This window comes from Amycolatopsis bartoniae (assembly GCF_014191255.1).
GTDB classification, from domain to species: Bacteria; Actinomycetota; Actinomycetes; order Mycobacteriales; family Pseudonocardiaceae; genus Amycolatopsis_E; species Amycolatopsis_E bartoniae.
Genome location: NZ_JACHWH010000001.1, coordinates 960675 through 984354, shown reverse-complemented (window position 1 = coordinate 984354; position 23680 = coordinate 960675). Strand labels below are relative to the sequence as shown.

Here is a 23680-nt window from a genome sequence, read left to right as displayed (position 1 = left end):
TCTCCTGGGCTTAGGGGGCCGTGCTCCATCCTCTACGCGGCTCGCGGACCTTGAGAAGTCCTTGCGGAGGTCACCCGTACCGCCGCCTTGTTACTTCGCCCGTCGCGCGGACGAGCCACCCTCTCGTGCGGGTTGCCCACACCACCGGGGTGTGCCGCCGCCCTCACATCGACGGGCCGTCTCGCATTGGTGCGCGCCGCCTGCCCTGCGCACCACCTCGCGTCACTGCATCCCGCGCCGCCGCTTTTGCACGCGTGCGCCACCTGTCCCATGCGAGGGCGCCCCTTCGGCGTCGATGCGCCACCGGCCCGATGCACTCAGGTCGTTGGCCGCCCCCCAGCTCCCGCTCAACGCCTGCCGCCTGTCCCACGCGAGGACACCCCTTCGGCGTTGATGTGCCACCCGCTCGGCCCCGTGCGCCCTCGGGCCGCCGCCAACCGATGCACCCAGGTCGTCGTTGGCCGCGCCCCCAGCTCCCGCTCAACGCCCGCCACTCCGGCCACCCGCCGCGCCTGGTGGTGCCCCGGAATCGGCCGTGCTTTTCCGGGTTTACCCTGGTAGGCGATGAGTACGACAGAGGTCGGCAAAACCTACCAAATTCGCACGTTCGGCTGTCAGATGAACGTGCACGACTCCGAGCGCCTCGCCGGGCAGCTGGAGGAAGCGGGCTACGTGCCGGCTCTCGAAGGAGCCGCGCCGGACCTCGTCGTGTTCAACACGTGCGCCGTGCGCGAGAACGCGGACAACAAGCTGTACGGCACTCTCGGGCACCTGCGCCCGGCGAAGGACGCGAACCCCGGCATGCAGATCGCGGTGGGTGGCTGCCTCGCGCAGAAGGATCGCGGCGAGATCGTCAAGCGGGCGCCGTGGGTGGATGTCGTGTTCGGCACGCACAACCTCGGTTCGCTCCCGGTGCTGCTCGAACGCGCCCGGCACAACGCCGAGGCCGAGGTGGAGATCCTCGAGTCGCTCGAAACGTTCCCCTCGACGCTGCCCGCCCGCCGCGACTCGGCCTATTCGGGCTGGGTGTCGATTTCGGTGGGCTGCAACAACACGTGCACGTTCTGCATCGTGCCGTCGCTGCGGGGCAAGGAGCGCGACCGCCGTCCGGGTGAGGTGCTGGCCGAGGTCGAGGCGCTCGTCGCCGAGGGTGTGCTCGAAGTGACGCTGCTGGGTCAGAACGTCAACTCCTACGGCGTCGAGTTCGGCGACCGGCAGGCGTTCTCGAAACTGTTGCGTGCCTGCGGTTCCGTGGACGGGCTGGAGCGCCTGCGCTTCACGTCGCCGCACCCGGCGGCGTTCACCGACGACGTGATCGACGCGATGGCCGAGACGCCGAACGTGTGCCACCAGCTGCACATGCCCCTGCAGTCGGGCTCGGACCGGGTGCTGAAGGAGATGCGGCGGTCGTACCGGTCGAGCCGCTACCTGTCCATTCTGGACAAGGTGCGCGCGGCGATGCCGGACGCGGCCATCACCACCGACATCATCGTCGGCTTCCCTGGCGAGACCGAAGAGGATTTCCAGGCGACGCTCGACGTCGTGCGGCAGGCGCGGTTCTCGAGCGCCTTCACGTTCCAGTACTCGAAGCGCCCGGGTACTCCCGCGGCGGAGATGCCGGGGCAGCTGCCGAAGGAGGTCGTGCAGGAGCGCTACGACCGGCTCGTCGAGCTGCAGAACGACATCGCGTGGCAGGAGAACAAGAAGCTCGTCGGGCAGAAGGTGGAGCTGCTCGTCGCCACCGGCGAGGGCCGCAAGGACGCCGAAACGCAGCGGATGAGCGGCCGCGCCCGCGACGGCAGGCTCGTGCACTTCACCCCGGCAGGCCCCGCGGTCGACCGCGCCGTGCGGCCGGGTGACGTGGTCGAGACGGTGGTCACCTACGGCGCCCCGCACCACCTGGTCGCGGACGGTGACGTTCTGACGCACCGCCGCACCCGCGCGGGGGACAACGTGGAAGCGGGCCTGCGCCCGAAAACCGACGGCGTCAGCCTCGGCCTCCCGTCCTTCGGCGTCCCGAAGACGCAGCAACCGGTCACGGGCGGGTGCGGCGCATGACCACCGTGACGAAGCGCGCGGCGACGGGCCGGTGGGCCGGATGACCGAGCAGGGAAGGTTTGGGCGGACAGCCACGCTGGCGCCCCGGCTGGACGGAGTGCGGCTTCTCCGGCGCTCGCCCGTGGCGGCGCGCAGCTGGGTCGTTCGCCCGGTGGCGCGGGCAGCCGTGCTGAGGTCCCAGCAGCGGATGGAGTGCGGCGCCCCCAGCCCGCACGTGGCGACAGGCGGGTGGAGCGCATGACCGAGCACGAGACGGACGTCGACCGGCTGGGTGCGGACGTCGACGAGATCGGCAGGAAGGCCGCCCGCACGGTCGAGCTGGGGCGGCGCGGGTTCATCCTGTCGGTGCTGGTGTTCGTGCTGCTGATCGCGCAGTTGCTGCCGTGGGCGGGCGGGCACGTGGGCTGGCAGGTGCTCTTGGGCCGGGCCGGGGCGATCCCGCAACTGTTCGCCGCGACGTCCACGGTGATCGGTGTGCTGTGCTCCGCGCTGGCCCTGAGCACGCGCCTGTGGTGGATGACGTGGGTGTGCGCCATCGGCGGCTGGTTCTCCTCGGTCGACGGCCTGCTCGCGGTGTGGTCGCAGCAGTCGGCCGGAGCGAACGGCGTTGCCGGCGGCGGTCCCGGGATCGGCCTGGTCCTCGCCCTCGTGGCGATCATCCTGCTGGCGGCCAACTGGCTGCGCACCGCCTTCTCCCGCTCCTGACCGCGGCCTGCCCCGGTCGAACCCGTCATGACCTGCGGCCTTGTGGCCTCGACGGTGGCGGAGTCAGCGGTCCGGCCCCGGCCCTGCGCCGTGGGACGCTGCTCCTGACCGTGCTGACCGTGCTGACCGTGCTGACCGTGCTGACCGTGCTGGCCGGGCTGGTCGCGTTGGCGGCGCTGGTCGCCCTGCCGCCCTGCCGCCCTGACCGCGTTGGCCGGGCTGGCCGCGCTGACCGGGTAGGCCGCCCTGGCCGCGCTGACCGCGCTGACCGGGCTGGCCGTGCTGGTCGCGTTGGCGGCGCTGGTCGCCCTGCCGCCCTGACCGCCCTGACCGCCCTGACCGCCCTGACCGGATCGGCCGAGCTGGCCGCCTTGAGGCGTGCTCCCCATCGTGGCCGACCCCAAGTCCGGCCGGGCGAGGCCGCGGAAGCTCTCACCGCCGCACCCAACACAACCGGCCCCATCCACCCCGCCCAGCACCGAGTCCCAGCAGTTGCCCTTTCGCGACCCGAACGCAACCATCACCGTATACGACATACTGTATGCAACTTATCCAGGACTTCTACGGCAGGCGCTACCGCATCGGCGAGACGGACCGCCTCCTGCTGGGGAGACCGCGGGTCTGGGTGCTCGTCGCGGCGTGGGCGGTGATGCTCGCGGCCGGGGCCGGGCAGTACGGCTACGGCGCGCTGCTGCCCGGGCTCGTCGCCGAGCGTGGCTGGACCTGGCAGCAGGGCTGCTGGGTCCTCGCCGTCTGGACGGTTTGCCAGAGCGCCACCGTCTTCGTCGCCACGCGGCTGCCACCTGCCGTGACCCTGGCCGTCGGCGGGGTGCTGTGCGCGGCGGGGTTCGTGGCACTGGCCGCCGCGCGGGAGTTTCCCGTCGTGCTGGCCAGTCACGCCGTGCTCGGGGGCGCCGGCGCCGGGCTGGTCTACGGCACCTGCCAGAGCACCGTCGCGCGCTGGTATCCCGAGCGGCCGTCGCTGGTCGCCGTGGTGACCGGAGCCTTCGCCTACGGCTCGATTCCCTTCCTGCTCACGGGACCGACGCCCGCGGCCGCCGTCGTGCTCGTCCTGGCGCTCGGCGCGGCACTGATCCTGCGTACCCCGCCCGACGACTGGTGGCCCCGGCACCTCGACCCCCGCCAGTGGGCGCTCGACAAGACCCTGAACCGCGACCTGCGGCACAACCGCCCCGCGATCCGGCAGTACTCGGTCGCCGAGGCGCTCCGCTGCCCGGTGGCGTGGCTGCTGTACCTCGCCGTGGCGGGAGCGGCCGCGGTGGCGCTCTTCGACATCGCGTACCTGGCCGCGTTCCACGGACTGCTCGCCGCGGGACTGTTCGCCGCTACCAGCGGGCTCACTCGCGTCGGCGCTGCCTGGGCGGGCGTGAGGTTCGGTCGTCGTACGGTCCTTTGTGGAGCGTTGGCGACCGCAGGAGTCGCGCAGCTGCTGGTATTGGTGGCGCCGACCGTCGGAGCCTGTCTCGCCGGTGCCGCCGCTGGCGCGTGTTATGCACTGCTGCCGGGAATCGTGCAGGGCCACTTCGGCGAACGCCTTGCCCTGCCGAGCTTCTTCTACGGCGCCAAGGCCGTCGGCGGACTGCTCGGCGTACTGCTCGCCGCCTATGTTGGCACCGCGGGCTTCGGCGTGACCGCACTGCTCGGCCTGGTGGCCGCCACGCTCATCTCGGTGCTCCGTCAACCGGGACGGCCGATTCTGGCGAGTTGGTGACTGAAAGCGCTTTCCGGGCGAGTGCGGCGGTTTCGGATGGTGTCTTGCCGACCTTGACGCCGGCGGCTTCGAGGGCTTCCTTCTTGGCTTGGGCGGTGCCGGCGGAGCCGGACACGATGGCGCCGGCGTGGCCCATGGTTTTGCCTTCGGGGGCGGTGAACCCGGCGACGTAGCCGACGACGGGTTTGGTGACGTTGTCCTTGATGTAGGCCGCGGCGCGTTCTTCGGCGTCGCCGCCGATTTCGCCGATCATGACGATGACCTCGGTCTCGGGATCGGCCTGGAACGCTTCGAGGGCGTCGATGTGGGTGGTGCCGATGACCGGGTCCCCGCCGATGCCGACGGCGGTGGAGAAGCCGATGTCGCGCAGCTCGTACATCATCTGATACGTCAGCGTCCCGGACTTGGAGACGAGACCGATCTTGCCGGGGCCGGTGATGTTGGCCGGGATGATGCCCGCGTTCGACTTACCGGGGGAGATGACGCCGGGGCAGTTCGGCCCGATGATCCGGGTTTTGTTGCCCTTCGCCACGGCGTGGGCCCAGAAGTAGGCCGAATCGTGCACCGGGATGCCCTCGGTGATCACCACCGCGAGCGGGATCTGCGCGTCGATGGCCTCGATCACCGCGTCTTTGGCGAAGCGCGGCGGCACGAAGATGACCGACACGTCGGCGCCGGTTTCCTTGATGGCCTCCTCGACCGTGCCGAACACGGTGAGGTCCTTCCCGGCGAGAGTCACGGTCTGCCCGGCCTTGCGGGCGTTCACCCCGCCGACGATGTTCGCGCCGGCCTGCAGCATCTTGGTCGCGTGTTTGGTGCCCTCGGACCCGGTGATGCCCTGAACGATGATCTTGCTGTCAGAGTCAAGGAAGATCGACATTGTTCTACGCTCCTGCCGCCGCGAGTTCGGCAGCCTTGTCCGCCGCGTTGTCCATGGTGTCCACCTGCGTCACCAGCGGGTGGTTCGCCTCGTTGAGGATCCGGCGGCCCTCCTCGACATTGTTCCCGTCCAGACGCACCACCAGCGGCTTGGTGGCCTCCTCACCCAGGATCTTCAGCGCTTCGACGATGCCGGTCGCGACCGCGTCACAGGCGGTGATCCCACCGAACACGTTGACGAACACCGACTTGACCGCGGGGTCGTTGAGGATGACGTCCAGCCCGGCGGCCATCACCTCCGCGGAGGCGCCGCCCCCGATGTCGAGGAAGTTCGCCGGCTTCACCCCACCGTGTTTCTCCCCGGCGTAGGCCACGACGTCCAGGGTGGACATGACCAGCCCGGCACCGTTGCCGATGATGCCGACCTCACCATCGAGCTTGACGTAGTTGAGGTTCTTCGCCTTGGCCTTGGCCTCCAGCGGGTCCTCGGCCTGCTTGTCCACCAACTCCTCATGCCCGGGGTGGCGGAACGAGGCGTTCTCATCCAGCGTGACCTTGCCATCCAGGGCCACGATCTTGTCCTGCGGGTCACGCACCAGCGGGTTGACCTCGACCAGGGTGGCGTCCTCGGCGACGAAGGTCTCCCACAGCTTCACCACCACCTCGGCGGCCTGCTCGCGGATCACCTCGGGGAAATTGCCCTGGGTCAGGATCTCCAGCGCCTTGGCCTTGTCGACCCCGGCGATCGCATCGACCGGCACCTTGGCCAGCGCGTCGGGGCGCTCGACCGCGAGCTGCTCGATCTCCATACCCCCCTCGGCCGAGGCCATCGCCAGGAAGGTGCGGTTCGCGCGATCGAGCAGGAAGGAGAAGTAGTACTCCTGCGCGATATCCGACGCCTCGGTCACCAACACCCGATGCGTGACGTGACCCTTGATGTCCAAACCAAGGATCGCCTGAGCCTTCTCCTTGGCCTCGGCCGGGTCCTGGGCCAGCTTCACACCACCGGCCTTACCACGACCACCGGTCTTCACCTGCGCCTTGACCACAACCTGACCACCGATCCTCTCGGCGGCGGCCTGCGCTTCTTCCGGGGTACTCGCAACGGCACCGGGCAGAACCGGCACACCGTGGGCGGCGAAGAGATCCTTCGCCTGGTATTCGTAGAGGTCCACTACTCCAGTCTCCTGACGACACACGCCACTGTGTTGACCTGCGATGAGGCGGTCCAGATGCGTGCTTGTTGCAAACCATGCTGCCGGACGGGAACGACCCTAGCGACCTGGGGGAAGACGCGGGGCGCCGCACCCGGTGAACTCTGTCACCGTATGGATCCAGAGGGTGTTTTTCGGGTGTGAGTCGTCCCACGCGGGGCAAGAACGGTCGCGATCGCGAGAGCCACGACACAACCCAGCGCGATCCACCACCCGACGCCGGCGTGCGCACCGGGAATCTGGTCCCCGGTCAGGGGCAGCGCGAGGACGCGGAGCGCGGCCACGCACGTCGCCCCGGCGAGCAGCGCCGTCGCACGGGCGGGGCGGCTGCGGGGCGCGAGGAAGCACGCGCCGAGCACGGTCAGCAGCGCGAGCAGCAGCCCCCACGACGGGGTGCCGAAGTTCGACCACAGGGCGGGCTCGACGTAGTCCGGCGCGACGATCGACGGCGTGCCGAACCCTCCGACCGCGAGGATCCCGCCCGCCACCAGCGGCGTGATCATGTTCGGCCCGAGCAGGACGTCGAGGCTCTCGTCGCTGTCGTCCCGCTCCACCATTCCGGCGATGACCGACACGACGGCGACCGCGACCGCGGTGGCAGCGGCGACGGACGTCCACAGCACCCCCGGCCCCGGCGACAACCCGGCACCGAGCTCGCTGGCGGTGATCGCCGTGGTCAGCACCGCCGTGGCGGCGAGTGGCACGCCCACCCAGGCCACCGACAGCACCGGACGCAGGACCGGCGCGAGCCGCGGCACGAACATCGCCACGCCCAGCACGCCGACGAGCAGCCCGGCGACCAGCAGCAACCAGCGCGAGGGGCTCTGCGGCCCGCCGAGCTCACCGGTCACGATCACCTGATCGGTGAAGGTGCCCGCGATCGCGGCGAGCATCGTCAGGACGCCCAGCACCCCGGCGACCCGCTGCAGCCGCGGCGAGCCCGGCAGCTTTGCCTCGCCCGCCTCGTCGTCGCTCACGGCCACCGGCTGTCCCTCGGACGGCAGAAACGCGACGACCACGAGCCCGAGCGCACCGACCAGCACCACGACCGGCCCGGCCGAGACCCCGAGGCCCGTCACGACCGCACCGGAGACGAGCTCCGGCAACGCGACCGTGGCAGCGGCTAGCCCGAGCCCGAGCAGCCCGCCCATGCTCAGTGCGGCCGAACCCGAACTGATCGCGAGCCCGGCGGCGGCGGGCAACGCGAACGCCAGCAGCAGGCACCCGGTCAGCACCAGGGTCGGCCGCTCGAACGCACTGCCCACCGGCAGGAAGGCGTCGTTCCCGGAGAACGGCGCCATCATCACGCCGATCGCCGCGACACCCGCGGCCACCAGCCCGACCGGCAGCAGCCCACGTTCCGTGGAGCCGGAGTCCGGCCGCGGCCCGAGCGCCCGGACCGCGACGATCCCGGCGGCCACTGTTGCCACGTGCCCCGCGAGCAGCAACCAGAGGCCGACGCCCGCCCCGGGCAGGGCGAACACCTCCGGCCGGTACAGCTCAGGACGCGACGCCGCCGACGGGTCGGCGATGAACTGCAGGTCCAGCACCGCACGTCCGGGCACGAGCGCGGCAACCCCCGCGAACACCCCGGCCGCAGCAGCCACGCGCCCACTCAGCAGGAACGCACCCGCGAGCGCGAGTGGAGCCACGGCGAGCACGATCAGCAGAGGCGCACTGGGGTAGCCGCGGACCGCGCCGTCGACCACCGGGAGCACCGACCCGAGGGCCAGCAGCAGGGTGGCGAGAGCGCCTAGCACCAGCGCGGGGAGCAACGTCTTGGTCGACTGCCCGTCGAGGGCGTCCGCCGGGTGCGGATCGGTCCGCGAGAACCGGGCGGCGACTGTCCAGCGAGTCCGGGTCATTGCCACGGAACGCTAGCAAGGACGACGCCGGTTCACCGGCCCGCCCGCGACACTTGGTGCCCGGCGAGGCTGAGCAGTAAACGTTACCCATGTCACACAGACGGCGTAATCATTCCTCGACTCTGCGTCATCACTGCTGCTAGAGCGCTCGCGCCGCTCACACTTTCAGCCCAGGCCACGACGACACCTTGCCCAGAAGGACCTCCTTTCGTTACTGTCCCCCGGTCCCCATTACGGTCAGGTCACGAAGCGGACGACGAGCAACCACCCCCGAGGTTGCTCACCGGGTCCCCCGCCCGGGTTCGCGATCTGGCTCCCCCGAGTAACGGAAGGCTCCCGTCTTGGCTCGACACCGCTCCCCCAGCGGCGAAGCCCCTTCCCCGGAACTCGATGGCGCACTGGAGGGTGCGGTCGTCCGTGTCCGGGGTGGACACCGATTCCCGACCCCGTCTTCGGCCCTGCGCGGGCGAGTGGTGGTCGCCGCCGTCGCCGCTGGTGCTTTCGCCGCCGCCGCGGCAGGCCAGACCCTGCAGTCGTTCGGCACCGCCGAGGCCGAAGGCGTGGCGCCGCTGGCCAACACCACGGACGCGAGCGCCAACTTCGCCCTCGGTGGCGACGCCCCCGCCGGCGCCCCTGAGCTGGTGCCCGCCGCGCACTACACCGACGCTTCGGCCGAGGTGCAGAAGCTCGACGCCAGCCTCCAGGTGACGCAGAACCGCGAGGCGCGTGACGCCGCCGCCGCGAAAGCCGCCGCCGACGAGGCCTCGCGCCCCAAGACCTGCCTGCCCGCGCACGGCACGTTCACCTCGGGCTTCGGCGCCCGGTGGGGGACGACCCACTACGGCATCGACATCGCCAACGCGATCGGCACGCCCATCTACGCCGCCTCCGACGGCACGGTGATCGACGCCGGGCCGGCCAGCGGCTTCGGGCTGTGGGTGCGGATCCAGCTGGACGACGGCACCATCCAGGTGTACGGGCACATGAACAGCTTCTCGGTGCACGAGGGGCAGAAGGTCAAGTGCGGTCAGCAGATCGCCGAGATCGGCGAGCGCGGCCAGGCGACCGGACCCCATCTGCACTTCGAGGTCTGGCTGAACGGCACGAAGAAGATCGACCCGCGGCCGTGGCTCGCCGCGCGGGGCGTGTACGTGTAGTTCGGGTCGCCGATCCGCTCGGGACCGTCGCCGGTGGTGCGCCTTCCCGAGTGGTCGCAGGCGCGCGAACCAGGCCGCGCTTCGGCGGATGAACTGGCGGATGTGCTGCATCGGAGCCTCCTTCTGCTCGAACCGGTGTTCGAGTACAGGTATAGCGGAGGGGTCCGACAATTCCGGGGCCACGATGTGGCTGGAAGCCGCGAGCGGCCGAGGGTGTGCCCGATCGAGTGATGCGCGCTCCACGCAGGCCATGACGGCCCTCGGAGTGGCGACACGCGCGGATGCGGCAGGCACCGTCGCAGGGTTACCTCAAGCCGCGGCCTGAAACGGTCGTGGCGGCCTTTACGGCGTCGAATCGACTGAACGGGTGCCCTCGAATCGCGAGAGATTCTCACGTCCGCTCGCGCTTCGGTGGAGGGGCGGTAGCTCCGGGCGTTGGGAGGCGCGCGGAGGGGCATGGGGCGCGGCTGCGGCGGAGTGGGCGCGCCGTGCTGGACTGCTCTTAGGCGAAGCACGGGCGGGTTGACGCACAGCAGGCTATACGAAGCCGCCAGACGACGAGGCAGTGCCGCAGCAGCCGCGCCCCTGCCTGCCGTACGACCAGCTCGGCCCACGGTGGGACACGCCTCGGCCTCCCGCCGTTGCGAAAGCGCCGCGAGAGCCCCGCCGCGGTGGCCTGCCGCACGGCGCCGCCGCGAGGGCCCGGCCGCAGTGGCGTGTCGCGCGACCCCGCCGCGAGGGCCGCTGTGGCGACCCCACCGCGAGGGTCTGCTGCCGCGCGGCCCCGCCGCGAGGGCCTGCCATGCGGCGCCGCCGCGATGGCCTCCATGCGACGCCGCCGCGACGCTCCCGTGCGACGGCTGCCGCGAGGGCCTGCCGCGCGACCCCGCCGCCACGGCGCCCATGGCGACCCCGCCCCGAGGCCTGCCGCGCAGCCCCGCCGCGAGAGCCGCTGTGGCGACCCCACCGAGATGGCCGCTGTGGTGGGCCCCCGAGATGGCCGCTGTGGTGGGCCCACCGCGAGGACTGCTGCTACGCGGCCCCGCCGCCACGGCTTCCGTGGCGACCCCACCGTGAGGGCCTGCCGTGCAGCCCCGCCGCGAGGGCTGCCGTGATCGCCCCACCGCGAGGGCCCCGCCGCGAGGGCCTGCCGCGCGGCCCACCGCGACAGCTCCCATAGCGACCCCACCCCGATGGCCTGCCGCGCAACCTCGCCGCGAGGGCCGCCCGGGTAGCCCGGGCGATTCACCGATGACAGCTCCGCCATAGCCGCCCCGTCGCGTCGGACCCACCCAACCCCCGCAGGGGGCCTACAGCTTCACCATCGGGACGCTGCCGATGAGCATCAGCTTCACCTTGCCCGCCGCGCCGAAGTCGATCGTCGCGGTGGCTCGGGCGCCTTCGCCTTGTGCTTCGACCACCGTGCCGAGGCCGTACTTGTCGTGGCTGACCCTGTCACCCACGTCGAGCTTCAGTGCCACCGTGTTCTGCCAGCCCTTGAACGGCGTCGAGCGCATGCCCCGCGCCGCCACACCGGCCTGTGCCGAATCACCGCCGAAGGAGCGCCTGCTGCCCCACGTGGTCGCCGTCCGGGGCGAGCCGTACGACTCCGGCTCCTCCCGGCGCCAGTCGATCAAGTCGGCCGGGATCTCGTCGAAGAACCGCGACGCCGGGTTGGTCATCGGCTGCCCCCACGCCGAGCGCGTGATCGCCCGCGACAGGTACAGCCGCTCCCGCGCCCGCGTGATCGCCACGTACGCCAGGCGCCGCTCCTCCGCCAGCTCCGCCGGCTCCCCCAGCGCCCGCAGGTGCGGAAAGACCCCGTCCTCCCAGCCCGTGCAGAACACCACCGGGTACTCGAGGCCCTTGGCGGTGTGCACGGTCATCAGCGTGACCACCCCGGAGTCCTCTTCCTCGTCCTCACCGTCGGGCGACGGGATCGAGTCCGCGTCCGCCACCAGCGACACCCGCTCCAGGAACGCGGGCAGCGACCCCGGCTCCGGCAGGCCGTCCTCCGCCGGCGGCTGCTCGGCGGCCGCCTCGGTGAACTCCCGCGCCACCGTCACGAGCTCCGTCAGGTTCTCGACCCGCGACGCGTCCTGCGGGTCGTCCGACTCCTCCAGCTCCGCGCGGTACCCGGTGCGCTCCAGCACTGCCTCCAGCACGTCCGCCACCTCGGCGCCCTCGTCGGCCAGCTCGCGCAGCCCGTCGAGCAGCTCCACGAACCCCGTGATCGCCTTGGCCGAACGCGGGTTGAGCAGCGGAACCTTGCCCTCGACCGCCTCACGCAACGCCGCGTTGAACGAGATCCGCTCCCGCTCGGCGTGGGTGGCGACCACGGCCTCCGCCCTGTCGCCGATGCCGCGCTTGGGCACGTTCAGCACCCGGCGCAGGCTCACCGTGTCCTCCGGGTTGGCGATGACCCGCAGATACGCCAGCATGTCCCGGACCTCGCGCCGCTCGTAGAAACGGACACCGCCGACCACCCGGTACGGCAACCCCAGCCGGATGAAGATCTCCTCGAACACCCGCGACTGATTGTTGGTGCGGTAGAACACCGCCACGTCCGAGTACTTCGCCTCGCCGCGGTCGGCCAGCGCGTCAATCTCGCCCGCGACGAACGCCGCCTCGTCGTGCTCGTTGTCCGCGACGTAGCCGCCGATCTTCTCGCCGTCACCCGAGTCGGTCCACAGCCGCTTGTCCCGCCGGTTCGGGTTCCGCGAGATCACGGCGTTCGCGGCGGACAGGATCGTCTGCGTAGAGCGGTAGTTCTGCTCCAGCAGGATCGTGCGCGCGTTCGGGAAATCCCGCTCGAACTCCTCGATGTTGCGGATCGTCGCGCCGCGGAACGCGTAGATCGACTGGTCCGCGTCACCCACCACGCACAGCTCCGCGGGCTCCACGCCGGACTCCGACCGGTGCGTGCCCACCAGCTCGCGGACCAGCGTGTACTGCGCGTGGTTGGTGTCCTGGTACTCGTCGACCAGCACGTGCCGGAACCGGCGCCGGTAGTGCTCGGCGACGTCCGGGAAGACCTGCAGCAGCTCGACCGTGCGCATGATCAGGTCGTCGAAGTCCATCGCGTTGGCGAGCGACAGCCGCCGCTGGTACTCGACGTAGACCTCCGCGACGCGCCGCTCCAGGTCGTTGGCCGCCTTCTCCTTGGCGCTCTCCGGGTCGACCAGCTCGTTCTTCAGGTTCGAGATGTGCACCGCGAGCGTGCGGGCCGGATACCGCTTGGGGTCGACGTCGAGATCGCGCGCCACCAGCGTGATGAGCCGTTTGGTGTCGTCGGAGTCGTAGATGGAGAAGTTCGACGACATGCCGAGCGTCTTGGCCTCGCGCCGCAGCAGCCGCACGCACATCGAGTGGAACGTCGACACCCACATCGCGTTGGCGCGGCGGCCCACGAGGCTCGCGACCCGCTCGCGCATCTCGGCCGCGGCCTTGTTGGTGAAGGTGATGGCCATGATCTCGCCGGGCTGCGCGCCGCGTTGGGCCAGCAGCCAGGCGATCCGCCTGGTCAGCACCCTGGTCTTGCCCGAACCGGCCCCGGCCACGACCAGCAGCGGCACACCGGCGTGGGTGACGGCTTCGCGCTGGGCGGGGTTGAGGTCCGCGAGCAGGTCGGCATGGCGGCCGGCGGGGGCGGCCGCCGGCTTTTCGGCGGGGAGATCGAAGAGGGTGCTCATCGGGGATCCACGCTACTCGGGGGGACTGACGGTCTACCGCACCGGACGTAGCCGCGGATGTCGCCCGGCGGCCGATGCCGAGCCCCGTGCCGGTGCGGAGCATCGAGGGTATGACGACACCGAAGGGGATCCGCGCCTCGGACGCCGATCGCGAGCGCACCGCCGCCCGGATCCAGCGCGCGAGCGGCGAAGGCCGCCTGACACTCGACGAAACAGAACAACGGCTGGGCGCGGTTTATGCCACCACCTACGTCCACGAGCTGGCCGCCTTCGTGGCCGACCTGCCACCCGAACCGGTGCCGCGGCCGCGCTTCCCCGCGCCGCTGCGTGTGCACGCCGCGGCGGTCGCGGTACTGGCGGTGCTGCTCGTGGTGGCCTGGGCCGCGTCCGGGGCGCCGTTCTTCTGGCCCGTCGCGCCGCTGTTCTGGCTCTCGCTGAGTCTCATGGGTCACGCGGCGCTCCGGAACCGGGGACGAGTTGTGCCATACTGAGCGCATGCGGCACCACGCGTACCGATTTTTCTACGGGACCGGACTCCGGCTCCCGTGATCGCGTAGTGTCGCCCGCAATCACCACCAAGCCCCGGAGTCCACGGACCCGGGGCTTTCGTCGGCTCTGGGACCGGGTGGAAGTCCGGACCGATCGGAGGTCCAGATGAACGCACAGACAGACGACGACCGCGTCTCCTCGGCGGAGCCGGTGGCCTCGGCCGAGGAGATCGCCGAGCTGCGCAAGGAGATCAACTGGCTCGACTCGGAGATCCTGCGCCTGGTCAAGCGCCGCGTCGAGGTCTCGCAGACGATCGGCCGCGCGCGGATGGCCGCGGGCGGCACCCGCATCGTCTACAACCGCGAGATGGACGTGCTCGCCCGCTACCGGGAGCTCGGCCCCGACGGCCGCCAGCTCGCGATGGCGCTGCTGAACCTGGGGCGCGGCCGCCTCGGCCGGTAGGCGTTCCGTTCAGGGATTTTCCCCGACCCCCGAAGCGCCGCGGGCGGGCACACTGGACGCATGATTAACCTCATCGCGGTCGTGGTCGCGATAGCCAGTGTGCTCGCCGCGCTCGGCCACGTCGGATATCTGGCGCTGCTCAACAACGCCGCCAACAAGCGGGCCGGCGGTGCTCCGGTGGCGCAGTACGTGCGCAGCCGGTGGGGCATCGCCGGCGGGACCACCGCGGCCTCGCTGCTCGCGTGGCTGTTCACCGCGGGCGGGCCGACGATGGACGTCATCGCCATCCTGCTGGCCGCCGGGAGCGGGGCGGTGGCGGTGAAGGCCCTGCAGTCCACCCAGGAGAAGTACCGTACCGGCGGCTAAAACACCGCGGCGGGGCGCGGTTACACACTGCAAGTCGCAGTGTCGGCGAAACGCGACCCCGTCAGGGTGAACTTGGGAGCCCGTGCTCCCGTTGCGGCTGAAGCCTTTTACCCTTGAGGCGTGGAACTTCGCGCGATCGACGGCACCTGCTCGGCGTCTCGCCGTGCGCGTGCAGATGAACGTGCATTTTCCCGTGTGCATGTTGCTCCATCCGGCTTAACCGCTTTCCTGCCGGCGTCACGAGGCCCGGGGGGAGGGGTCCACCCGGCATGACAGGCGGGGCCGAATCGATCGAACACCTTCCCCTTGTGACCGGCCGGCACCGGCGAGGTGCGGGCACCTGGACTCCCCAGGTGCCGCCGCGCGCGGCCGGGGGCAGGCACGCGTCGTTCACGCCTGCCGACCCCCCTGCCCGCGGCTCACTGCCCCCGCTGTCCCCGCTGGAGACCACCTCCGCCGCCTTCCCGGCGGCGCACGGCGAGCTGCCGCTGCCGGAACCGGTCACGCCGCCGCGCAGGCCACCCCGGCGCACCAAGGTCACGCTGACGCCGCCCACCCCGCACGACGAGAACGCCGAGGACGACGACGTGCGGGTGTACGTCGCGCCGCCGGAGACCGGGCTGGGGTCGTTCGACCTCGGGTCCGTGCCCGCGTCGGTCACGCCGCCCCGCACGTGGCGCAAGGCCGCGTGGTTCGCCACCGCGTCCTCGGGCGGCGTCGTCCTGGCCCTCCTGTTCGCCGGGTCCGCGCTGGTCGGCAAGCCCACTCCGGACCAGGCGGGCGACGCGTGGATCCCCGGGCTCGGCGGCGGCCTGCCGACGCTCGGCGGGGAGCGGGTCGTGCCCGCGCCCGACGGCGGCGGCTACTCGAGCGAGCCCTCCAACGGGCGGCCGGCCGGCGAGAGCAGCACGTCCTCGTCGGCAGAGACCACGGCGCCGCTGCCCGAAAGCATCCGCGAGCCGGATGGCACCACCTCCGAAGGCTCCGTGAACAGCCCGGTCACGCCCACCCGCACCACCTCGGGCACGCCCGCGGGCCAGGAGCCCACCACCACGCCGGTTCCGGTCAAGCCCGCCCCGACCTCGGCGCCCTACGACGCCGACCCGTTCCGGTTCCGGATCCCTCAGGGCGACCCGAAGGTGCTGGCGCAGAACTCCCAGCGCTACCTCGACACGGTGACCGAGGACCCGCAGGCGGCGTACGCCATGACCACGGGCGAGCTGCAGCAGGAGGGTGCCGAGGGGCTCGAACAGAAGTACGCCGACGTGGCCTACTTCCAGGTCCAGCACGTGCAGGTGCACCAGTACGACGGCACCACGGTCTGCACGGTGAAGCTGGTGCGCAAGAACGGCACCGCCGACACCGTCCAGCGCACACTCACCTTCGAAGGCGGCAAGATCGCGAGCGACGGCAGCTGACCCCGGCCGGACCTGCCGTTGCGCCAGTCGGGTGACGCGGGATGCCGTTCGTCGTGTCCTGGCGGCTGTCCACCGATCCAGGGTGGCCGGTAACGACTTGCCCCGGTTGGCTGATGAACGAGCAGAGAACCCGATCTACCGGAACAGAGGCCATGAGAGTCGTGCACGATCGGCGGCGATCCCGGCGCACGCCGGACGCCCTCACCGTCGAGGACCTCCTGTCGGCACAGGAGCTCGACTTCGAGCTGGTCGAAGACACCTACCTCGCCACCGAGCCCGTGCGCGAACCACGCACCTTCCTGCCGCCGCCCCGCGTCCAGGCGAAGCGCGAGGACGAACCCCCGCGCGAGCCGGAGAGCAGGCTGTCCAAGGTCGCGAAGCTCGCGGGCCTCACCACCGCGGCGTCCCTGCTCGTGGGCGCGGTCGTGGCGTCCGCCATGCTGACCCGCCAGCGGCCGGACACCGGTGCGGCCGCGGCTCCCGCCGCCCCGCAGATCACCGGGGCTGCCGCGCTCGGCGGTTTCGTGCCCAACGTCCAGGGCTCGTCCCGGTCCACCGGCAGTACGGCGCCGAGCCACCGGGACGACGTGGTCGCCACCTCGCAGGTTCCGGTCGCGCAGACGCAGCCGACCGCGAACGGCCCGGCGGGCACTACCTCGGCCACCAGCTCCGCGCAGGCGACCGACGACGACAAGGTGTCGCTGGTCGAGCAGTTCTACCAGCGCATGGTGTCGCCGCACCCGGAGGACGCGCTGGCCATGCTCACTGCCGACCTCGCCGGGGACGAGCCGGGCGACCTCGTCCGCGCGTGGAGCTCCATGACGGGGGTCGACGTGAACGACGTCGAGGTGCAGCCCGACGGCACGGTCCGCGCGGTCGTGACGATGCACCAGCACGACGGCACGCAGCTGCGGGTCACGCAGGTGCTCACGGTGACCGGAGGGAAGCGGAACGTGATCTCCAAGGCCGTCCTGCTGTCCGCGGAGCAGCTGTAGTCTTCCGCCATAGCAGGCAACCGACAGGCGCCCCGAAGCGTGCCGAGTGTATGTGCGAAGAGTGAGCACCCTAGCCTTGTCACGAGCTGGCTTCGGCTGAACCGGTCCCGCGGGATCGGGACATGTGCATACGCTCCGGGCAGGCGGAACTGTGCCGCGCCCTGCAAGACAGCCCCGAAGGAGGTCGCGTGAGCGACGAAGGCCGCCTGGTCGCCGGCCGCTACCGCGTGGTCCGGCGGATCGGCACCGGAGCCATGGGTGCGGTCTGGCAGGCCCACGACGAGGTCCTCGCCCGCACCGTCGCGATCAAGCAGCTCCTGCTCCAGCCGGGGCTGGACCCGCACGAGGCGGAGGACGCCAAGCAGCGCACCATGCGCGAGGGGCGGATCGCGGCCCGCCTGCACCACCCCAACGCCATCACCGTGTTCGACGTGGTCACCGACGACAACGGGCACCCGTGCCTGGTGATGGAGTACCTGCCGTCCACGAGCCTCGCCGACCTGCTGCGCGAGCGCAAGACGCTGCCGCCGCCGGAGGTGGCGAGCATCGGCACCCAGATCGCGGCCGCGCTCAAGGAGGCGCACGCGGTCGGCATCGTGCACCGCGACATCAAGCCGGGCAACATCCTGCTCGGTGACAACGGCGTCGTGAAGATCACCGACTTCGGCATCTCGCGGGCCAAGGACGACGTCACGGTCACGAAGACCGGCATGATCGCGGGCACCCCCGCGTACCTGGCGCCCGAGGTGGCCATCGGTGGCGAACCGGGGCCGGAGTCCGACGTGTTCTCCCTCGGCTCGACGCTGTACGCCGCGTGCGAGGGGCAGCCGCCGTTCGGGCTCAGCGAGAACACGTTGAGCCTGCTGCACGCCGTTGCGGCGGGGCAGATCAACCCGCCCCGGCAGTCCGGGCCACTGGCCAGCGTGCTCGCCGTCATGCTGCACCCGGACGTCAAGCACCGGCCGACGGCCGAGGAGTCCGAGGAGCTGCTGTCCGCCGTGGCGCGCGGGGAGACCCCGCTGGGCGGCCCCGCGGACGCGACGAGGGTCGCTTCGCCCGGCGCGCTCGCGGCGGGCGCTGCCGCCGGTGCCGCGGCCACCCGCGCGTTCAGTGGCAACCTGGGCGGCACGCGGCAGGACGACTTCTACGACGACTACGAGGACGACTACGCCGAGGACGGCTACGGCGCCACGGCGGCCTATCCGACGGAGGACTACGACGGCCGTACGCGTGCCGTCCCCGCCGGGTACGCCGACGGCGAGGAGCCGGCCGCCGACGTGGACGAGGACGAGCGGCCCGGGAAGTGGAAGGTGCCCGCGGCGATCGGCGCGGTCGTCGTGATCGCGCTCGTCGCGCTGGGCATCTGGCTGTTCAACGGGCCGAACAACGGCGACAGCAAGATCACCGACAACCAGCCGGTGGTCCCCCCGCCCGCGCCGACCAGCTCTTCGGTGCTCACCACGGAGTCCGCGGCGCCGTCGGAGACCGAGTCGGCGACGGCGACCAGGTCGACGAAGACCAGCTCGTCGCACCGGTCCACCGCGGCCGAGGAACCCACGGGTGAGACGTCGACCAGCTCTTCGAAGAAGCAGCCGACGTCGAGTGCGCAGTCCAGCTCAAAGCCAAGTCCCACCACCACCACGAGCGACGATGGCTCAGGTGGCGCCGGTGGGGGCAACGGCTGAGGCTCCTCGCTGGGCGAGTAACTGACCGGTACGACGAGAGGGTGTTGTGGGTACTGAGGGCGCAGTGGTCGGCGGCCGGTACCGGTTGGACCAGCCGATCGGCCGTGGCCGCGCCGGCATCGTGTGGCTGGCCTACGACCTGCTCCTGCACCGGACGATCGCCGCGAAACGGATGTACATCCAGCCCGGCCTCGACCCCGCGCGGACGGAGCAGGCGATCAACACCGCCCTGCAGGAGGGCCGCGCCGCGACCCGGGTGCTGCACAACTGCGTGATCACCGTCTACGACGTGGTCCGCGACGGGCCGGACGCGTGGCTGACGATGGAGTACGTGCCGTCCCGCAACATGACGGACTTCCTCACCGAGCACGGCGCGCTGACGCCCGAGCAGGCGGCGTACCTGGGCATCCAGCTGGCGTCCGCGCTTTCGGCCGCGCACCGGGTCGGGGTCCTGCACCGCAACCTCGAACCGGGCAACGTGCTGCTGGCCGACGACGGCGGCGTGAAGGTCACCGACATCGGCATCACGGGCGGCGGACCGAACCCCGCGTTCCGGGCGCCGGAGGTCACGCGGGGCGCGCCGCCCGATCCCACCGCTGACGCGTTCTCCCTCGGCGCCACGCTGTACCACGCGGTGGAGGGCGTGCCGCCGTACGGCGAGGACGGCACCGGCCCCCTGCGCCAGCCGCAGCGCGCGGGCCAGCTGAGCGGTGCGTTGATGAAGCTGCTGCGCGAGGACCCGTTGTCGCGGCCGACGCTGTCGGACAGCATCACCTCGTTCCAGGCCATCACCCAGGGCAGGCAGACGGCGTTCATCCCGCCGACCGCGCCCGCCCTGCCGACGGTGCCCGCGGTCTGGCCCGTGCAGCCCCCGCCGCCGCAGCCCGTGGTCACGAAGCAGCCGTTGATCCACCTGACGCCCCAGCGCGTGCGGACGCTGATCCTCACCGTGGGCGCCGTGCTGTGCGCGGCGGCGATCGGGATCGGGATCACGCAGCTGCTGTTCCTCTGACGGTTCAGGCCGCGGCGGGTGCCGCGCGGAGGGTCTCCAGCAGGTGGCGGACCGCGGGCTGGCTCGCGGCGCGAGTGGCCACCGCGGCGTGGATCGAACGGGTCGGCTCCGGGCGCCGGATGCGCTTGAGCACCACTCCCGGATGCGGCGAGCCGAGGCCGAGCAGCGGCACGAGGCTGATGCCCAGTCCGGCGGCGACGAAGCCCTGCGCGGTCTGGTAGTCCTCGCACTCCAGCACGAAGTTCGGCGCGAAACCCGCGGCCGCGCAGGCGGCGATCAGCGTGTCGCGGCACGGGCCGGGCGTGCCCTCGGTGCCCACCCACTGCTCGTCACGCAGGTCGGCCAGGTCGATCACGCGCTGGCCGGCCAGCGGGTGCGTGCGGGGCAGCGCGGCGCGGTACGGGTCGTCGAGCAGGTGGACCAGCTCCGCCGTCTTCACGCGCCACTCCCCCAGCCACACGACGATCGCGACGTCGGCCTCGCCCGCCTCGACCTCGGGGATGGACTCGTACGGCTCGCGCAGCTTCAGGTCCAGCTGGATTCCGGGGAACTCGCGCCGGACTGCCGCGACCGCGGGCGGCACCAGCGCGGCTCCGGCCGTCGCGAAGTATCGGACGGCCAGCCGCCCGGTGTGCCCCGCCTTGAGTTCCGCCAGCTCCGCTTCCGCCTTGCACAGCTGGGCGCTGAGCGTCTCGGCGTGCTCCGACAGCAGCGCCCCGGCCGGGGTCGGCCGCACGCCGCGGCCGACGCGTTCCAGCAGCTCGACGCCTGCTTCGCGTTCGAGCGTGGCGAGCTGCTGGCTGATCGCGGACGGCGTGTAGCCCAGGTTGCGCGCGGCGGCGGTGATCGACCCGCTGGTGATCACGGCCCGCAGGATCTGCAGGCGGCGGACGTCGAGCATTCGGAGAGGGTACTGCGGCGCAACGCGCCTCGTTGAGGGGTGGCGGTCGGGCGAGGGGCTGGCGCGTACAGTTTTCCTGTAGGTGTCCTGTAGTTTATTTCGCTTGTCCTTACAGCTCCCCGGCGGCAACCTGGCTGCGTGGGAGAGACGAAAACACTGTTGCGACTGGGCGCGCTCGCGCTGATGTGGGGATCGAGCTTCCTGTGGATCAAGCTGGCGCTGGGGGCCTTCACGCCGGTCCAGCTCGTGCTGGCACGGCTGGTGCTGGGCGCCGCCGTGCTGGTGGTGATCTGCTACGCCCAGCGCGACCGGCTGCCGTCCCGACGACTGTGGGGGCACCTCGCGGTCGCGGCCCTGTTCCACAACGCCTTGCCGTTCCTGCTGTTCGCGGTGGGCGAGCAGACGGTGAGCTCCGGCATCACCGGCGTCATCAACTCGACCACTCCACTGTGGACACTCGTCGCGGTGTTCGCGTTCGGGATCGACCGCAACCTCGGCGGACCGCGGCTGGCCGGGTTGGCGGTCGGCCTGCTGGGCGTGGTGGTGATCTTCGCGCCGTGGCAGGCGAGCGGCCTGCTCAGCTGGGGCGCGTTCGCGTGCGTCGCGGCGTCGGCGAGCTACGGCTTCGTCTATGCCTACGAAAGCCGGTTTCTGTCCGGCACCGGGTCTTCGCCGGTCGCGCTCGCGGGCGCGCAGATGCTGCTCGCCTCCGGGTTCCTGGTGCTCGCGATGCCGGCGGGCGGTGCCGAACCGGTGCACCTGAGCCCGGTCGCCCTGGTGGCGATCCTCGTGCTCGGCGTCTTCTCCACCGGCATCGCGTTCGCGCTGAACTACCGGCTGATGGCCACCGAAGGCGCGGTGGCGACGTCGATGGTCGGCTACCTGATGCCCGTGGTGTCGGTGCTGCTCGGCACGGTCTTCCTGCACGAGCAGCTCAACCTCCGCGTGCTCGCCGGCATGGTGGTGGTGCTCGCCGGGGTGGCGCTCACCAGGGTCAGACGAGCCGGCGGTCCGAAGCCCAGCGCGACAGCTCGTACCGGTTCGACAGCTGTGTCTTGCGAAGCACGCTCGACACGTGTGTCTCAACCGTCTTGACCGAGATGAACAGCTCCGAGGCGATCTCCTTGTACGCGTACCCGCGCGCCAGCAGCCGCAGGACGTCCCGCTCGCGTGGGGTGAGCAGGTCCAGCTCGGGGTCGCTGATCGGCGCCGAGCCGGGCCGGTCGGCGAACGCGTCGAGCACGAACCCGGCCAGCCGCGGCGAGAACACCGCGTCCCCGTCGGCGACCCGCGTGATGGCGCGGACGAGCTCCTTCGACGAGATCGTCTTGGTGACGTAACCACGGGCGCCGGCACGGATGACGGCGATGACGTCCTCCGCGGCGTCGGACACCGAAAGCGCCAGGAACACGACGTCCGGCAGCTCGGGTCGCACCCGCCGCAGCACCTCCGCGCCACCGCCGTCAGGCATGTGCACGTCCAGCAGCACGACCTGCGGCTTGGTGCGGACGATGCCCGCGACCGACTCGGCCACCGAGCCCGCCTCGCCGACCACGCGCACCTCGTCGGTGATCGACTCCAGCTCCGTGCGCACCCCGGCGCGGAACAACGCGTGGTCGTCGACCAGGAAGACGGTCACCGGTGTCTCAGTCATGCGTTGCTTCCCGTCTTGATCGGCATTTCCAGCTGCACTTCCGTTCCGTCCCCCGGCGCCGTGCGCAGCCGGACCGTACCGCCGTTGCGCTCCATCCTGCCCCGGATCGAGTCCGCGAGGCCATGCCGGTCCTCCGACACCTCCTCCGGGTCGAAGCCCTTGCCCCGGTCGCGCACGAACACCGTGACCGCTGTGGGCTCCGCCTCGGCGTACACGCTGACCTCCTCGACGCCCGCGTGCTTGGCCGCGTTCACGATCGCCTCCCGCGCCGCCTGCACCAGCGCCAACAGCGGCTCGTCCAGGTCCGCGTCCCCCACGACGACCTGCGACACCGAGATCGCGAAGGCGTCCTCGACCTCACCGCACGCGGTGGCGATCGCCGCGGACAGGCGGCCGCCGTCCTCGGTGAGCGCCTTCTTCCCGCCGTACCCCGAAGGCCCGTACAGCCAGCCACGCAGCTCCCGTTCCTGCCCACGCGCCAGCCGCGCGACCTCCTTCGGCGCGTCGGACTGCTTCTGGATCAACGCGAGCGTCTGCAGCACCGAGTCGTGCAGGTGGGCGGCGATCTCCGCGCGTTCCTCCGTCCGGATGCGGGCGCGGCGCTCCTCGCCGAGGTCGCGGACCATGCGCAGCCAGAACGGGATCGTCAGCACGGCGACCCCGACCAGCGTCGCGACCACCGCGATGAGCGCGAACTGCACCTGGTCGAAGCTGCCGCTGCGGAGCACCACCACACCGATGCCGGTGATGACCAGCGCCACCCCGGCCAGGATGCGCACCACCGCGGACCAGCCACCGCCGCCGAGCACCACCTCCGCGACACCGGAGCGGGCCCCCGCCCGCCAGCGGCGCCGCTGCGACTCGTCGGCCTCACGCCACACCACCGCGGCACCGACCAGCGCGACGGCCAGCGGCACGGCGACCCAGCCGCTGATCGCGCCGGAGAAGGTGCTGCCGCCGACGGCGAGCCCGATGCCCAGCACGAGCAGGCCGATCGCCTGCTGGCGTTCCTTCGGCGAGCTCGGGCGCGACGCGTCCTCACCGGACTTCTGCGGCACGAACACCCAAAGCAGCCCGTAGGCCAGCAGCCCCGCGCCGCCGAATGCGGCGAGCACGGCGAACACCGCCCGGACCCACAGCACCCGGACGCCGAGGTGTTCGGCCAGCCCGGCCGCAACCCCGGCGACCGCGCGGTTCGCCCGGTGCCGGTACAGCTTCGGCGGCCCTTCCGGCTCCGCGAGCGCGCTCGGCGGCACCCGCGTCACGGCCTTCTCCTGCACGTCTTCCATGGTTTCCCCATGGTCACACGACAGCGGGCCGGAATCATCAGGGAAAAGCCCTGATCGCGGATATCCGGGAGGTTCCCCGATGTGCGGGGCCCGGCGATGGCCGATGC

The 23680-nt window shown here is 71.4% G+C and carries 19 protein-coding genes; 12 read left to right on the top strand and 7 right to left on the bottom strand.

Features of this window, described 5'->3' with window-relative positions:
* The first annotated feature begins 564 nt into the window (after positions 1–564).
* The 3 genes from miaB to FHX82_RS04845 all read left to right on the top strand — a co-directional run bounded on the left by miaB (position 565) and on the right by FHX82_RS04845 (position 4495).
* Positions 565–2058 (top strand): tRNA (N6-isopentenyl adenosine(37)-C2)-methylthiotransferase MiaB, encoded by a 1494-nt coding sequence (miaB, locus tag FHX82_RS04855; protein WP_145937477.1) that lies wholly within the window; start codon positions 565–567, stop codon positions 2056–2058.
* Positions 2059–2295: 237 nt separating this feature from the next.
* Positions 2296–2763, top strand: a complete 468-nt coding sequence (locus FHX82_RS04850) for an Rv2732c family membrane protein (RefSeq protein WP_145937478.1) — start codon at positions 2296–2298, stop codon at positions 2761–2763.
* Between the two features lie 541 nt (positions 2764–3304).
* Positions 3305–4495, top strand: a complete 1191-nt coding sequence (locus tag FHX82_RS04845; protein WP_229881502.1) for an MFS transporter — start codon at positions 3305–3307, stop codon at positions 4493–4495.
* Here the strand turns inward: FHX82_RS04845 and sucD are convergent.
* From sucD to FHX82_RS04830, 3 genes are all read right to left on the bottom strand, one after another.
* Positions 4446–5375, bottom strand: coding sequence for a succinate--CoA ligase subunit alpha (gene sucD / locus FHX82_RS04840; RefSeq protein ID WP_183176479.1), 930 nt, complete (start codon positions 5373–5375; stop codon positions 4446–4448). The genes FHX82_RS04845 and sucD overlap by 50 nt on opposite strands.
* Before the next feature lie 4 nt (positions 5376–5379).
* Positions 5380–6549, bottom strand: a complete 1170-nt coding sequence (gene sucC / locus FHX82_RS04835) for an ADP-forming succinate--CoA ligase subunit beta (RefSeq protein WP_183176478.1) — start codon at positions 6547–6549, stop codon at positions 5380–5382.
* A 146-nt stretch (positions 6550–6695) separates the two neighbouring features.
* The gene (locus tag FHX82_RS04830; RefSeq protein WP_145939354.1) at positions 6696–8453 is read right to left on the bottom strand and encodes a hypothetical protein; all 1758 of its coding nucleotides are present in this window, start codon (positions 8451–8453) and stop codon (positions 6696–6698) included.
* Between the two features lie 473 nt (positions 8454–8926).
* Between FHX82_RS04830 and FHX82_RS04825 the strand changes: the two genes are divergently transcribed.
* Entirely contained in the window at positions 8927–9610 is a 684-nt protein-coding gene (locus tag FHX82_RS04825) for a M23 family metallopeptidase (protein WP_145939355.1), read from the top strand.
* Positions 9611–10920: 1310 nt separating this feature from the next.
* Here FHX82_RS04825 and pcrA read toward each other — a convergent pair.
* A complete protein-coding gene (gene pcrA, locus FHX82_RS04820; RefSeq protein WP_183176476.1) occupies positions 10921–13302 on the bottom strand; it encodes a DNA helicase PcrA in 2382 nt (793 codons plus the stop codon).
* A 110-nt stretch (positions 13303–13412) separates the two neighbouring features.
* Here pcrA and FHX82_RS04815 point away from each other — a divergent pair, with 110 nt between their 5' ends.
* The 7 genes from FHX82_RS04815 to FHX82_RS04785 all read left to right on the top strand — a co-directional run bounded on the left by FHX82_RS04815 (position 13413) and on the right by FHX82_RS04785 (position 19729).
* On the top strand, positions 13413–13793 hold the full coding sequence (locus FHX82_RS04815; RefSeq protein WP_145937973.1) for a DUF1707 SHOCT-like domain-containing protein: 381 nt from the start codon (positions 13413–13415) through the stop codon (positions 13791–13793).
* Positions 13794–13956: 163 nt separating this feature from the next.
* A complete protein-coding gene (locus FHX82_RS04810; protein WP_145937972.1) occupies positions 13957–14253 on the top strand; it encodes a chorismate mutase in 297 nt (98 codons plus the stop codon).
* A gap of 60 nt (positions 14254–14313) precedes the next feature.
* Positions 14314–14619, top strand: coding sequence for a hypothetical protein (locus tag FHX82_RS04805; RefSeq protein WP_145937971.1), 306 nt, complete (start codon positions 14314–14316; stop codon positions 14617–14619).
* 308 nt (positions 14620–14927) lie between these two features.
* Positions 14928–16037 (top strand): hypothetical protein, encoded by a 1110-nt coding sequence (locus FHX82_RS04800; protein WP_229881532.1) that lies wholly within the window; start codon positions 14928–14930, stop codon positions 16035–16037.
* 152 nt (positions 16038–16189) lie between these two features.
* A complete protein-coding gene (locus FHX82_RS04795) occupies positions 16190–17032 on the top strand; it encodes a hypothetical protein (protein WP_145937970.1) in 843 nt (280 codons plus the stop codon).
* Positions 17033–17220: 188 nt separating this feature from the next.
* A complete protein-coding gene (locus FHX82_RS04790) occupies positions 17221–18717 on the top strand; it encodes a serine/threonine-protein kinase (protein ID WP_145937969.1) in 1497 nt (498 codons plus the stop codon).
* 46 nt (positions 18718–18763) lie between these two features.
* Positions 18764–19729, top strand: a complete 966-nt coding sequence (locus FHX82_RS04785) for a serine/threonine-protein kinase (RefSeq protein WP_145937968.1) — start codon at positions 18764–18766, stop codon at positions 19727–19729.
* A gap of 4 nt (positions 19730–19733) precedes the next feature.
* On the opposite strand, the gene FHX82_RS04780 is transcribed toward FHX82_RS04785, so the two are convergent.
* Positions 19734–20630 carry a LysR family transcriptional regulator gene (locus FHX82_RS04780; RefSeq protein ID WP_145937967.1) on the bottom strand — a complete coding sequence of 299 codons (897 nt, stop codon included), beginning with the start codon at positions 20628–20630 and terminating at the stop codon, positions 19734–19736.
* Between the two features lie 138 nt (positions 20631–20768).
* Here FHX82_RS04780 and FHX82_RS04775 point away from each other — a divergent pair, with 138 nt between their 5' ends.
* Positions 20769–21725, top strand: coding sequence for a DMT family transporter (locus tag FHX82_RS04775; RefSeq protein ID WP_145937966.1), 957 nt, complete (start codon positions 20769–20771; stop codon positions 21723–21725).
* Here the strand turns inward: FHX82_RS04775 and FHX82_RS04770 are convergent.
* Together FHX82_RS04770 and FHX82_RS04765 are read right to left on the bottom strand one after the other, a co-directional pair.
* Positions 21625–22284: a response regulator gene (locus FHX82_RS04770; protein WP_145937965.1), complete on the bottom strand. Its 660-nt coding sequence runs from the start codon at positions 22282–22284 to the stop codon at positions 21625–21627. The two genes, FHX82_RS04775 and FHX82_RS04770, sit on opposite strands and share 101 nt — an antisense overlap.
* Complete coding sequence (locus FHX82_RS04765) at positions 22281–23573, bottom strand: ATP-binding protein (RefSeq protein ID WP_145937964.1); 1293 nt, start codon at positions 23571–23573, stop codon at positions 22281–22283. Before FHX82_RS04765 ends, FHX82_RS04770 begins: the two co-directional genes overlap by 4 nt.
* Positions 23574–23680: the final 107 nt, after the last annotated feature.